General features: G+C 59.8%; 9 protein-coding genes. 4 read left to right on the forward strand and 5 right to left on the reverse strand.

Translation table 11 applies throughout. The features are described 5' to 3' along the window. Positions 1–16: 16 nt before the first annotated feature. Both ACA052_RS15280 and ACA052_RS15285 read right to left on the reverse strand, forming a co-directional pair. Entirely contained in the window at positions 17–1495 is a 1479-nt protein-coding gene (locus tag ACA052_RS15280; protein ID WP_497645623.1) for a hypothetical protein, read from the reverse strand. Positions 1496–2060: 565 nt separating this feature from the next. Then, positions 2061–3083 (reverse strand): zinc-dependent alcohol dehydrogenase family protein, encoded by a 1023-nt coding sequence (locus tag ACA052_RS15285; protein ID WP_497645624.1) that lies wholly within the window; start codon positions 3081–3083, stop codon positions 2061–2063. A gap of 268 nt (positions 3084–3351) precedes the next feature. Here ACA052_RS15285 and ACA052_RS15290 point away from each other — a divergent pair, with 268 nt between their 5' ends. The 4 genes from ACA052_RS15290 (at position 3352) to ACA052_RS15305 (ending at position 10447) form a co-directional block, all read left to right on the forward strand. Next, a complete protein-coding gene (locus tag ACA052_RS15290) occupies positions 3352–4269 on the forward strand; it encodes a LysR family transcriptional regulator (protein WP_497645625.1) in 918 nt (305 codons plus the stop codon). A gap of 311 nt (positions 4270–4580) precedes the next feature. Next, positions 4581–5834: a multidrug efflux RND transporter periplasmic adaptor subunit MexE gene (mexE, locus tag ACA052_RS15295; protein ID WP_497645626.1), complete on the forward strand. Its 1254-nt coding sequence runs from the start codon at positions 4581–4583 to the stop codon at positions 5832–5834. Between the two features lie 12 nt (positions 5835–5846). Beyond that, on the forward strand, positions 5847–9029 hold the full coding sequence (locus ACA052_RS15300) for an efflux RND transporter permease subunit (RefSeq protein ID WP_497645627.1): 3183 nt from the start codon (positions 5847–5849) through the stop codon (positions 9027–9029). Further along, positions 9026–10447: an efflux transporter outer membrane subunit gene (locus ACA052_RS15305; protein WP_497645628.1), complete on the forward strand. Its 1422-nt coding sequence runs from the start codon at positions 9026–9028 to the stop codon at positions 10445–10447. The genes ACA052_RS15300 and ACA052_RS15305 overlap by 4 nt, the downstream gene beginning before the upstream one ends. 194 nt (positions 10448–10641) lie before the next feature. On the opposite strand, the gene ACA052_RS15310 is transcribed toward ACA052_RS15305, so the two are convergent. Genes ACA052_RS15310 through ACA052_RS15320 form a run of 3 tightly spaced genes read right to left on the reverse strand, consistent with a single transcriptional unit; the run spans position 10642 to position 13937 of the window. Then, on the reverse strand, positions 10642–11607 hold the full coding sequence (locus ACA052_RS15310; protein ID WP_497645629.1) for an HlyD family secretion protein: 966 nt from the start codon (positions 11605–11607) through the stop codon (positions 10642–10644). A gap of 4 nt (positions 11608–11611) precedes the next feature. After that, on the reverse strand, positions 11612–11812 hold the full coding sequence (locus ACA052_RS15315; protein WP_497645630.1) for a DUF1656 domain-containing protein: 201 nt from the start codon (positions 11810–11812) through the stop codon (positions 11612–11614). After that, positions 11802–13937 carry an FUSC family protein gene (locus ACA052_RS15320; RefSeq protein WP_497645631.1) on the reverse strand — a complete coding sequence of 712 codons (2136 nt, stop codon included), beginning with the start codon at positions 13935–13937 and terminating at the stop codon, positions 11802–11804. The genes ACA052_RS15315 and ACA052_RS15320 overlap by 11 nt, the downstream gene beginning before the upstream one ends. Positions 13938–14004 lie beyond the last annotated feature (67 nt).

Genomic DNA, 14004 nt, shown 5'->3' on the forward strand with positions numbered 1-14004 from the left:
GTCGAACCAGACACCCTTAATGCCCTGCTGACCATTCACCCGCCACGACGCAGGTTTCGTTATCAGCGGATGCTTTGGCGTCTGCCGCTGGCGTATCGGGTGCCCTGCCCTCATCCGCAGCCACAAGTCCCTTCTGATACAGCGTGCCGATCAGGCTGACAGGCAACCCGCTGACATCGACAATCCATTGCAGGACCTGATCCGGCACCGGGTTTCCCTGCATTGCCCGGTGCAAGTCCGGCATCGCCACCAGCATGCCGGGGTGGCAATGGCGCAGAAAACGCTCCAGCGTCGCGCCCTTGTCGACAAAAGGTGAAAAGAGCAGACACACCAGTTGTGCCTCACTCAAACCCAAATATTTCTGAGCTTCAGCCGATGCCAATGCACGTTGATCGGATTGTGTCGCCGGGTTGCCGAACATCTCCACCGCTTGTTCGCACAATCGCTCAGGAAGCCGTTTGCGGCGCATCATCACCAATGCCCGCTGCAGGAATTCGGCGACACCCGCCTCGTAGCTCCGGCCTAGCGCGAAGCACGCTTGCAAACCTCGAACGTGTGCACAAATCGAGAGGCTGACGAATTCGTTGTCCCGAAGCTGTGCCGCCAGTTCGTCAGGTTGAAAACCAAGAAATTCGGTGAGCAGCGGCCAACGCTCCTCCAGATTGCTGACGAGCATGTCGTGAACGTCGATGAAGGTCGTCCGGCGACAGGCTTCGAATTGCTCGGCCGGATGCCATGCCGCGCGCTCGAGCCCGGGATAAAGTGCGCGGTAGCAGTCGCTACCCAACTCATCGAGCAGCGCGAACAGCTCCTCGTACCCCGTTTCGTTGCGATTCGATGGATTGAGCCCGGCCTTGGCGGCAGCACGTTTCAAACCGTCGAGAAACTGCTTCTGCTGGCGAGGTGTGTCGCCACTGATCATGGCATCGACACCGCCGTCCCAGCGCGCGATTTGCCCATAGAACTCGCCGGTGGCCAGGTAACCGTCGTCCCACAGATCAAGCGGACCATCCCAGACTCGACGATGCCCCACCATCAGCAGGTTCAAGCGATTGGAATCGCGGCCGGCAGTGGAGATCGGGGCGAGATGATCGAACGGCAGCACCTCGCGGTTATCGACCATCAACACTTCGACCCGGGGATCATCGTAAAGGAACAACGCACTGCAGCTGCGATGTATATTTTCCCGCGTCTTCGCGCTGGTGCCATTCAGGCACAGGGACGCTACGCGCAACTGGAAGGTGGCGGGGGCCCGGCCGGCGATACTCAGTTGCGCGGCACGCAGCAGCGCCAATGTGTAGCAGCTGTCACGGGTCCCGGACTGGATCGCCAGCACTTTGTATTCGCCAATTCGCTCCATGCCACCGGCGGCCACCACCAGTCGCTGAATCATCAACTGCAACGCCGTGCGTTCCGCTCTGGAAAAAAAGCTCAGCAGTCGTTGTAATACTTGCTGATAGACATAGGTCATCGCTTGGTCATGGATATTGGTCATTTTTTTATTTACCTGGTACGCGTAAGTTCGATATCGCACAAACAACGACAGCAACACCTCGTGGGCGGTCTGACGTGTTCGAAGCATTGGACTTTATTGTCAAATGCTAACACTTAAGTTTTTGGTAGTTATTTGAAATGTTCGGCTGTTGCCCTGCATCACAACCGGAGGCTGGGCACCGCAAAGCCGCGCAACGCCGGAGCCTTGCGCCCGCGCGGGACGTCCTAGGAAATGTCCGACAACGTCCCACAGACATAGAGCACAAGAAATAGAGAAAGAACTTGCCCTTGGTTTTTTGGCAACCGCGCAACAACCAAGTTTTTGTCGGACATATATCAACGGCATGCATTGAAAAGTATCAGCCAGATACCCAGCCATGACTCATTCCTTGAGATGAAAGTAATCATCCAATTATCGGGGCTTAGAAGCTGATTAGAAGATACAGATTGAGAGCAAAAACCAGTTCAGTTGCTGAACGGCCCCATCGACAGGTCAATGGGCGGTCTCATGGGTGGGAGCGCCGCAAAAAAAGAGTCCGTGCGGACACGGACTCTTTGGGACGGTTTTAAACAGGTTCGACCTGAAGGGCAACCCGTTCGCGGCATGGGCATTCGTCCATGTAGCGGTGTGCTTCGACGAACTCGGCAAACGGGAAGACCCGAGTCTTGAGCGGCAGCAGCACACGGTCAGCCGTCATCTGGTTGATATCGCGCAAGGCACGTTGCAGCGCGACCTGGTCCTGAATGATGCCCAGTTCCGGCTTGCCGGTGAAGTTGCCGATACAGTGCACGAAGAACTGGATGTTCTTCTGGAACGCTGCGCAGGCCGGGAATGGCGTCTGGTTGCCACCTTGCAGGCCGTAGAGCACCAGGCTGCCGCGAGGTGCAAGCACATCGCCGAGCAACGACATCTGCGGGCCACCCAGGCCATCGAACACTACATCGACACCGCGATTGTCGGTAATTTTGTTGATCCGCATGAGCAGATCTTCTTCTTCAGTAACGATGACTTTCTCGGCACCCAGCGACAGCAGGTATTCCCGCTCCTCCGCCGTCTTGGTGGCGGCAATCACCCGCACACCGAGGGCCTTGCCCAACTGTACGAACGAAGGTCCGGCGCAATGGCTGGCGTCAGTCACCAGGGCGAATTGCCCAGGTTTGACCCGTGCCAGATCAACGTAAGCGAAATAAGCGATCAATAGCGGCGTGTAATGCACGCTGGCTTCGATCGGGCTGAGCACGTCCGGGTATCGGGTCAGTGCCGAGCGAGGCAAAACGATCTGCTCGCCGTAGACCGGATAGTCGTTGGGGCTTTCAGCCGGAAAGCTGGCGACCTTGTCACCGACCGCCAGGTCGTCGACGCCATCACCGACGGCGGTGACGATGCCGGCCATTTCATGACCAAGGCCTGAAGGCAGGCGAGCATGAGACGAGGCCAGGTTCTGGCGCCAGAGGATGTCGTACCAGCTGATGCCGATAGCCTCGACACGCACCTGCACTTCGCCCGGCGCAGGCAGAGCTGCCGTATGCTCTTCGCATTTGAGCACCTCGGCTGGACCAAACTTGTGAAAACGGATCGTGCGGGACATCGCAAACCTCGTCAAAGTAACCTCTAATGCCCTGAACTCTATCTGGGCTTTCTACCCAAGACTATCAGTGGCTATTAATAGTCGACATGCCTGTCATTGATTCCGCAGCGACGGCAACATTGTCAAATGTCGTAAAAACCGAAGCAGCTTTTCGGGAAAAACTGAATTATGCGGTGCAGAGTAGCAGCCTTTCCCCGTAAGATTCATGCCGGCCATTGTTCTCATATGGCCGCTCTCGTCAAGCTTGATGACTCTGCCAGGACTCCAGATGAATCGTAATGACCTGCGTCGTGTCGACCTGAACCTGTTGATCGTATTCGAAACATTAATGCATGAACGCAGTGTGACCCGCGCGGCGGAGAAACTGTTCCTCGGCCAGCCGGCCATCAGTGCGGCACTGTCGCGCCTGCGTGGGCTGTTCGATGACCCGCTGTTCGTGCGCACGGGCCGCAGCATGGAGCCGTCCGCCCGGGCAGTGGAAATCTTCGCCCTGCTCTCCCCCGCACTGGACTCGATTTCCACCGCCGTCAGCCGTGCGGCGGAATTCGACCCTGCTACCAGCACCGCGGTGTTCCGCATCGGCCTGTCCGATGACGTCGAGTTCGCGCTGCTACCGATGCTGCTCAAGCGCCTGCGAGCTGAATCGCCAGGGATTGTGCTGGTGGTGCGTCGGGCCAACTACATATTGATGCCGAGCCTGCTGGCCTCGGGCGAGATTTCCATCGGCGTCAGCTACACAGCCGATCTGCCGGCCAATGCCAAGCGCAAGGTGCTGCGTCGTAGCTCACCGAAGCTGTTGCGCGCGGACACAGTGCCTGGGCCGTTGAGCCTCGATGACTTCTGCGCAAGGCCTCACGCGCTGGTGTCGTTCGCGGGCGACCTGAGTGGCTTTATCGATGAAGAGCTGGAAAAGCTTGGGCGTAAACGTCATGTGGTACTGGCGGTACCCCAGTTCAACGGCTTGAGCACGCTCATCAGCGGCACCGACATCGTCGCCACCGTGCCGGACTACACCGCCGAGGCGCTGACGGCGGCCGGCGGTGTGCGGGCTGAAGATCCGCCGCTGCCGGTGCGCAGTTTTGAATTGCACATGGCGTGGCGCGGGTCGCAGGACAATGATCCGGGTGAGCGTTGGTTGCGGTCGCGGATTCAGATGTTCTTTGGGGATCCGGATAGTTTGGCTTGATCCTGATTTTTTTGTTGAGGCTTATGGCCTCTTCGCGAGCAGGCTCGCTCCCACAGTGGACCGAGTTACCCTGTGGGAGCGAGCCTGCTCGCGATAGTTGCAACTCGGTTTCAAAACTGACTATTGCTTTCGGCGCAACACAGAATTGCCATCAACCCTGTTGATCGTTTTCTGAACTGAGGTGCATGCTAGAGGGCTCGCTTGGGCCTTATATCATTCCGAATGATAGTTACCTTCGCCCCGTTCGATTCGTCCGATACCCCCCTGCCGCGCATCATCCGTCCATTCTCAATACATTGGCGGATGCATCCATGGAACAGTCACTCAAACATTTGCGCTTCCCGTTGGCCTTGTTGGCCGTACTGGTGATGAGCGCTTGCGGCAAGGCTCCGGAGACTGCCGCCACGATGCCCGCAGCCAAGGTCAGCGTGGCCAAGGTGCTGGAACAACCCGTCAACGAGTGGGACGAATTCACCGGGCGTCTCGAAGCGCCGGAAACAGTAGAAATTCGTCCACGGGTCTCCGGTCAGATCGATGAGGTGGCCTTTACTGAAGGCGCATTGGTCAAGAAAGGCGACTTGCTGTTCCAGATCGACCCGCGTCCATTCCAGGCTGAGGTTCGCCGCCTCGAAGCCCTGGTTGCCCAATCCCGCGCCAACGCCACCCGCAGTGAAAACGAAGCCCAACGCGGCGAACGCCTGCGTACCAGCAACGCCATCTCGGCGGAACTGGCCGATTCGCGCACCAGCGCCTCCCAAGAAGCCCGCGCTGCTGTCGGCGCCCTTCAAGCGCAACTGGACCTGGCGAAACTGAATCTCAGCTTCACCCGCGTCACCGCGCCAATCAGTGGTCGCGTCAGCCGCGCGGAAATCACCGCCGGCAACCTGGTGACCGCCGATACCACCGCGCTGACCAGCGTAGTGTCCACCGACAAGGTCTACGCGTACTTCGACGCTGACGAGCGTGTGTTCCTCAAGTACACCCAACTCGCTCGCCAGGGCAAACGTGGCGCCACCACGCCGGTTTACCTCGGTCTGTCCAATGAAGACGGCAACCCGCACCAGGGCGTGATGAACTTCGTCGATAACCAGGTCAACCCGAAAACCGGCACCATCCGTGGTCGCGCCGTGTTCGACAACAGCGACGGTACCTACACGCCTGGCCTGTATGCCCGCCTGAAACTGGTCGGCAGCGGCACCTATTCCGCCGTGCTGATCAACGACGAAGCGGTCGGTACCGACCTCGGCAAAAAGTTCGTGCTGGTGATGGACGCCGACAACAAAACCGCCTACCGGGCAGTCGAGTTGGGGCCGAAGATCGAAGGCTTGCGCATCGTGCGCAGCGGCCTGAACAAGGACGACACCGTCATCGTCAAGGGCCTGCAGCGGGTGCGTCCTGGCTCGCCAGTCACGCCTGAAGTGATCCCGATGGCCAGCGAGCAAACCCTCGCGGCCCTTGCACAACAACGACAAGCGCTGGAAGCCAGCAACCTGCCCCAAGTCGCGCCTGCCAAGGTCGCGCCGGGTTCGGTTGTGAAACTGGCTGCTGCGACCCCACGCGGTTAAGGGATCTCAACAATGAATTTTTCCCAATTCTTCATTTCACGGCCGATCTTTGCAGCGGTACTGTCGCTGCTGATCCTGATCGCCGGCGCCATCTCGCTGTTCCAGTTGCCGATCAGCGAATACCCGGAAGTTGTGCCGCCGACCGTTGTAGTCCGGGCCAACTTCCCGGGTGCCAACCCAAAAGTCATCGGTGAAACCGTGGCCGCTCCACTGGAGCAAGCCATCACCGGCGTCGAGAACATGCTGTACATGTCCTCGCAGTCCACCGCAGACGGCAAGATCACCCTGACCATCACCTTCGCCCTGGGCACTGACCTGGACAACGCGCAGGTGCAGGTGCAGAACCGCGTGACCCGGACCGAGCCGAAGCTTCCAGAAGAAGTGACGCGCATCGGTATTACTGTGGACAAGGCGTCGCCCGACCTGACGATGGTTGTGCACTTGACCTCGCCGGACAAGCGCTACGACATGCTTTACCTGTCCAACTATGCCCTGCTCAACATCAAGGATGAGCTGGCGCGCCTGGGCGGGGTCGGTGACGTGCAGTTATTCGGCATGGGCGATTACTCGCTGCGTGTCTGGCTCGATCCGAACAAGACCGCTTCGCGCAACCTTACTGCAACCGATGTCGTGACCGCGATTCGTGAACAAAACCGTCAGGTAGCCGCCGGTGCACTGGGCGCGCCGCCCGCGCCGAATGCCACCGCGTTTCAGCTGTCGGTCAACACCCAGGGTCGCCTGGTGTCCGAGGAAGAATTCGAGAACATCATCATTCGCTCCGGCGACAACGGTGAAATCACTCGCCTGAAAGACATCGCTCGCGTCGAACTGGGTTCCAGCCAATACGCCCTGCGTTCCCTGTTGAACAACCAGCCGGCGGTGGCGATCCCGATCTTCCAGCGCCCTGGCTCCAACGCAATCGAAATCTCCAACGAAGTGCGCGGCAAGATGGCCGAGCTGAAGAAGAACTTCCCGGAAGGCATGGACTTCAGCATTGTCTATGACCCGACGATCTTCGTGCGCGGCTCCATCGAAGCAGTGGTTCACACCCTCTTCGAAGCACTGATCCTCGTTGTCCTGGTGGTGATCCTGTTCCTGCAAACCTGGCGTGCTTCGATCATTCCGTTGGTGGCGGTGCCGGTTTCGCTGATCGGTACGTTTGCCGTGATGCACTTGTTCGGCTTCTCGCTGAACGCCCTGTCATTGTTCGGGTTGGTACTGGCGATTGGTATCGTGGTGGATGACGCCATTGTGGTGGTGGAGAACGTCGAGCGAAACATCGGACTGGGACTGACCCCGGTCGAAGCCACCAAGCGCGCCATGCGTGAAGTGACGGGGCCGATCATCGCAACGGCGCTGGTGCTGTGTGCGGTGTTTATCCCGGCGGCGTTCATCTCCGGGCTGACTGGCCAGTTCTACAAGCAGTTCGCCCTGACCATTGCGATTTCGACCGTGATCTCGGCCTTCAACTCGCTGACCCTGTCGCCTGCATTGGCTGCCGTGCTGCTCAAAAGCCACGATGCGCCGAAGGACCGTTTCTCCAAGGTCCTCGACAAAATCTTCGGTGGCTGGTTGTTCCGTCCGTTCAACCGCTTCTTCGACAAGGCCAGCCATGGTTATGTCGGCACCGTGGGCCGGGTTATCCGCAGCAGTGGAATCGCGCTGATGCTGTACGCAGGCTTGATGGTTTTGACCTTCTTCGGTTTCTCCAGCACCCCGACCGGTTTCGTTCCGGGCCAGGATAAGCAATACCTGGTGGCCTTCGCGCAACTGCCGGATGCCTCGAGCCTGGACCGTACCGAAGACGTGATCAAACGCATGTCCGACCTCGCCCTGAAACAGCCGGGCGTGGAAAGTGCGGTGGCCTTCCCCGGCCTGTCGATCAACGGTTTCACCAACAGTCCTAACGCCGGCATCGTCTTCGTGACCCTGAAACCGTTTGACGAGCGTAAAGACCCGAGCATGTCCGCCGGTGCGATTGCCGGTGCCTTGAACGGCCAGTTTGCCGGCATTCAGGAAGCCTACATGGCGATCTTCCCGCCGCCGCCGGTACAAGGCTTGGGCACCATCGGTGGTTTCCGCCTGCAGATCGAAGACCGGGGCAACCTGGGCTACGAAGAGCTGTACAAAGAAACCATGAACATCATCAACAAAAGCCACAACGTGCCGGAACTGGCCGCCCTGTTCACCAGCTACACCGTGAACGTGCCGCAGGTCGATGCCGCCATCGACCGCGAAAAAGCCAAGACCCACGGCGTGGCCGTCAGCGACATCTTCGACACCCTGCAGATTTACCTGGGTTCGCTGTATGCCAACGACTTCAACCGCTTCGGTCGCACCTATCAGGTCAACGTTCAGGCCGAGCAACAGTTCCGTCTCGAGCCGGACCAGATCGGCCAGCTGAAAGTGCGTAACAACAAAGGCGAGATGATCCCGCTGGCGACCTTCATCAAGGTCAGCGACACCTCGGGTCCGGACCGCGTGATGCACTACAACGGCTTCATCACCGCTGAAATCAACGGTGCGGCGGCGCCGGGCTACAGCTCTGGCCAGGCCGAAAAAGCCATCGAGAAACTGCTCAAGGAAGAACTTCCGAACGGCATGACCTACGAATGGACCGACCTGACCTACCAGCAGATTCTGTCCGGCAACACCGCGCTGTTCGTGTTCCCGCTCTGTGTACTGCTGGCGTTCCTGGTGCTCGCGGCTCAATACGAAAGCTGGAGCCTGCCACTGGCGGTGATCCTGATCGTACCGATGACCCTGCTGTCGGCCATCACCGGTGTGATTGCTTCGGGAGGCGACAACAACATCTTCACCCAGATCGGCTTGATCGTACTGGTGGGACTTGCGTGTAAGAACGCGATTCTGATCGTCGAATTCGCCAAGGACAAACAGCAGGACGAAGGCATGAGCCCGCTGGCTGCGGTGCTCGAAGCGTGCCGCCTGCGTCTGCGGCCGATCCTGATGACGTCCTTCGCGTTCATCATGGGTGTCGTGCCCCTGGTGTTCTCCAGCGGTGCCGGTGCCGAAATGCGTCACGCCATGGGTGTGGCGGTGTTCTCCGGGATGCTCGGGGTGACTTTCTTCGGCCTGCTGCTGACGCCGGTGTTCTACGTGTTGATCCGTAATTTCGTGGAGCGCGGCGAAAAGCGCAAAGCGGCCAAGGCCCTGAAACTGGAGTCGCAACAATGAGCCTGAAAGCCTTTCTGCCGAGCCTGCTGGTACTGGCCCTCAGCGCCTGTGCCGTCGGCCCGGACTACAAGACCCCGGCCACTGAACCGGCCCACATCACGACCGCCACCGACGGCGCTGCCGGTCAGAAGAACTTCGACCGCTCGCGTTTCGAAGGCATCTGGTGGCAGCAGTTCGAAGACCCGACCCTCAACCAGTTGGTGACTCAATCGCTGCAAGGCAACCGTGATCTGCGCGTGGCCTTTGCCCGCTGGAAAGCGGCCCGGGCGATTCGCGACGACGTCAGCAACGACGCAATGCCGACCATCACCAGCCGCGCCAGCAGTGATCTGGGCAAGGGTCAAATTCCTGGCCAGACCACCAAGCGGGTCAATAGCGAACGCTACGACCTGGGCCTGGACATGGCGTGGGAAATCGATCTGTTCGGCCGCATCCAGCGCAACCTGGAATCGGCCAACGCTGAGCAACAGGCGATCGAGGCTGATCTGTACCAATTGCAAGTCACCATGATTGCGGAGCTGGTGGACTCGTACGGCCAACTGCGCGGTGCGCAACTGCGCGAAAAGATCGCCGTGGCCAACCTGCAGAACCAGCAGGCATCACGCAAGATCACCGAAAGCCTGCGTGATGCCGGCGTCGGCGATCAACTGGACGTGGAGCGTGCCGACGCACGCCTCGCCTCGGTCGAAGCCAGCGTGCCTCAGTTGCAGGCCGAACAGGTTCGGCAGAAAAACCGCATCGCAACCCTGCTGGGTGAGCGTCCGGACAAGCTGACCGTCGACTTGAGCCCCAAAGACTTGCCTGCCATCGCCAAGGCATTGCCGATCGGCGATCCGGGCGAACTGTTGCAACGGCGTCCGGACATACTCAGCGCCGAGCGCAAACTGGCCTCCGCTACCGCCCGTATCGGCGTGGCCACGGCTGATTTGTTCCCTCAGGTCAGCCTCAGCGGCTTCCTCGGCTTTACCGCCGGGCGCGGTTCGCAGATCGGTTCCTCGGCGGCCAACGCCTGGGCACTCGGCCCAAGTATCACCTGGGCCGCGTTCGACCTTGGCAGTGTGCGCGCCCGTATTCGCGGTGCCGATGCCGATGCCGAAGGCGCCCTCGCGACTTACGAGCAACAAGTGTTGCTGGCGCTGGAAGAATCGGAAAACGCTTTCAGCGATTACGGCAAACGCCAGCAGCGGTTGATTTCGTTGATTCGCCAGAGCGAAGCCAGCCGCTCCGCTGCGGACCTGGCGGAGATTCGCTACCGCGAAGGCACCGTGGACTTCCTCGTCCTGCTGGATGCCCAGCGTGAGCGTCTGGCGGCCGAAGATACCCAGGCCCTGGCCGAAACCGATCTGTATCGCGGCATTGTCGCGATCTACAAAGCCCTTGGCGGTGGCTGGCAACCAGAAACCGTCGCCAGCAAGTAACGTTTCATCGAGCTCCGTTGGTTGGCCGCAACCGACCAACTTTTTTAGCCCTGCGCCTCATTCGGTCGCGGGGCTTTTTTTTGGTAAGAATGCCCGCCGGCCCTTGTAGGAGCGAGCTTGCTCGCGATGGTGTGTCAGCTACATGGGTGTTGAATGACACACCATCGCGAGCGAGCTCGCTCCTACAGGAGGGGTTAGCGGTGATCTTCAGGGTTGCGGATTTCCTGGACGGTTACGGTGGCGGTGGTCCCGGCGCGCAAACGGTTTTTGGCCAGGTAATCGGCGTCGATCTCGATCCGCACCGGCACTCGCTGCGCCAGCTTGACCCAGGTGTAACTGGGGTTGATATTGGCCAGCAGGCGTCCACCGGGCAGGTTTTCCCGGTCGGCGATGGCGAAGGCGATACTTTGCACGGTGCCGCCAAAGGTCTCGCCGCTCATCAATTCAATCCGGACGCGGTCGCCCTCCTCGATTCGCGGCAGCTTGGTTTCTTCGAAATAGCCGCTGACGTAAAACGAGTCACTGTCGACCAACGCCAACAGCGCACCACCGGCCGTTGCATAGTCGCCCTGACGGGTCAGCAGATTGGTCACGTAACCGCTGACAGGCGATTCGACCCGTGTCCGCTGCAAATCCAGTTCGGCTTGGGTCAGTGCTGCGATTGCCAATTGCACATTGGCCTGGGCAAGACCGAGGTTGGCCTGGTTGCGCAACAACTCAGCCTGGGCCACTGCCACTTCGGTGCTGGATTTTTCCCACTCTTCACCCGAAATCGCAGCCCGCTGCTTGAGGGTCCGCCGCCGGACTTCCTCACTCTGGCGCTGCTTGAGCAGTGCTTGACTGGCAACAATCGAGGCCTGGGACTGACCCAGCGTAGCTTTAGCCACTTCCACGGAACGCCTGGAATGTTCCACCGCCAGCCTATAGCGTGCCGGATCAATCTCCAGTAGCAATTGCCCCTTGTCGACATGCTGATTGTCCTGGACACCCAGGCTGACAATGCGACCTGACACATCGGCGGACAGCGTCACCACATCGGCCCGCACCCGCGCATCCCGGGTCCACGGCGCGCGGGTGTAATGCTCCCAGGCGAACCAGCCGAGGACAAACGCCAGCCCTACCACCGCCAGGGTTGTGAGCAGAGGAAGAATCTTTTTCAAGGCATCAGGCTCCCATCAGCAGGATCAGCGTTGCGCATACGCAGGCGTACAAGGCGCCTTCAAACAATGCCTCGTGCCAGACAAAATGCAGCACGCCAATGCGCCGCAAGGTCCAGTCCAGCACCAGGAAAATCGGAAAGGCCAGTAACAGCGCCTGGGCGATCGGTGGCAGATAGACGCCACCCACTTCCAGATCAATGGGCAAGGGCCGGTACTCCTTCCACGTCCGAGGGTTGAAAGTATTGGCGGTAGCGCTGCAGAAATGACACCACGATCAGCAGCGCCACGCGCATCCTGAACACCGACCACAGGTGTTCATGCACGTCCAGCTGCAAGTCGTCCATTTCATCACCCAGCACCCGCAAATTGCCGAGCAACTGTTCAAGCTCGATCCCGGCTCGCCCGGCGATCAATCGACCGGTCTCACGAACCGCCACCCGCAAACGGTTTTGTTGCGCTGTACTGAGCAATGTGTTGCCTTGCCCCTGCTGCCTGAGTTGATTCAACGCCACACCCAGTGCCATGCAACCGAGGCTGACTTCAAACAGCTCGCGCGATTGTTTGTCACTGGTGGCCGGGAGTAATCCCAACATCATGGTCAAGCGATCGACCAGGCGGCTTTCAAAGGCAAACTGCTGTTCATCGGTAGGCGGCGTCTTCAGCAACGCGTAAACCTGCTCACAGTTCTCCCTGAACAGTCGGCGTATTCGCAGCACGGGCCGGAACGGAAAGATCAAGGCATAGACACTGAGCGCCAGTGCAGCCGCGCAGATATACGCAGCGGCAAACTCGAACCATTGAATGGCAGAGTTCTGGCCGACGCCGACGTTTTGCGGGCCCAGCAACAGCATCGTGGTCAGTCCAAGACCAATGCCGGTGCCAGTGGTTGGCGGACTGGACAGCCCCACCGCGACGGCATACAGCAAGGGGGCGAGCAACAAGGCGAGTAACTCGAAGTCGCTGATCATCGGTATCAGCAGGAATAAGTACAGCGCTGACACCACCAGTGCCAGGCCCAACCCCCGCGCAAAACTTTGGCTGGCCAGCAACGGCCGTGGAAACGTTGCCATCAGCGAACAGAGAATGCCCAACACAATCATCCCGCCGCGAGCCCCGTCCCAACCGGTCTCGACCCAGATCATCCCGGCCACCACCAACGCCGTAAATGCCCGGATCGCGTTCATCGCCGCCAAGGTGAAGTCCAGATGCAGCGGATTGTCCTGGCCGCGGAACATGCTACTCGCTGCGCGCCCGTTCTGGATCGCGTCGCTCAACTCCAGAACCTGCCCCAGTTGCTCCAACATCCGCGCCTGCTCCCAGCGCAGAGCCCAGGCCAGTGAACGCAACGTGGCAGGCATCGTCTCGGTGAGTTGTTCGGCCTTATAAGCTTGATCGTCGAACCGCTGTTGCAGCGCCCCGAAACGGTGCCGAGCCTCGGCAGATAGCGAGCGTCCCTGCAGAGCCAAATCGTCGAGAAACACCAGTTCTTCGGCACGTAAACGCTGTATTTCTTCCGGCAACGCGCCTTCCCAACGCTCGGCAAGCAGCTCCCGCTGGTGGCGCAAAGCCGTCAGCCGCGAGGTCAGCAACACCAACTGATTACCCAACAATTGCACCAGTCCATTGGCGCTGCGCAAGCGCGGCGCATCAAAATACAAATGCCGACGCACGCCCTCCAGGGCGCTGATCGCACCGAGCAACTGCATCTGGCGCTGGTGAAAATCGGTGTCGCTTTCTTCGGTTCGAATGACGGCCGCCGCGTGGGTCGCGAGCAGCTTGATCACTTGATCGATCTTGGCGAAGTAATCCCGGGCCACGCTTTCCGGCCGCGCGGTGAGCAGGCTCACCACGCACACGCAGGCCACCGCCAGCAGCGTTTCGGTTACACGGGTCACGGCCAGCAGGAACGTGCCGTCCTGATCGGGCACCGCCAGCAGCGCCACGACCACTGCCGTGTAGCCACTCAACACAAACGCCTGGGAACTGGTATAGCGCAACAAGGTGCCGCCAGCGGTACACAGCGCCAGCCACAACGCCAGGGTCACGATGAAAGGCAACGGCGCCTGGGGGAAGATCGCCATGATCACCACCGCCACGACGGCGCCCAGGGTGGTGCCGATGACCTGGCCAAAGCTTCGGGCCAAGGCCATGCCACCCAATGGCTGGCTGACGATGACCACCGCCATGATCGACCACTTCGGCTGGTCCAGATCGAACAAAAAGGCCAGGTACAGCGTCAGCAGGCCGGCCGCAATGGTTCTCATGGCGAACAGCAGCACTCCGGGGCCGGGATTCAGTATCGCCTTGAAATACTGCAGCAGCGCTTGCATGGGAACGCTCGTCGAGTCATCTCCAGCAAGCGTAGTCACTGCATGGACGGGCCGGATGAGTTTGTGC

Source organism: Pseudomonas sp. LBUM1644 (assembly GCF_059716195.1).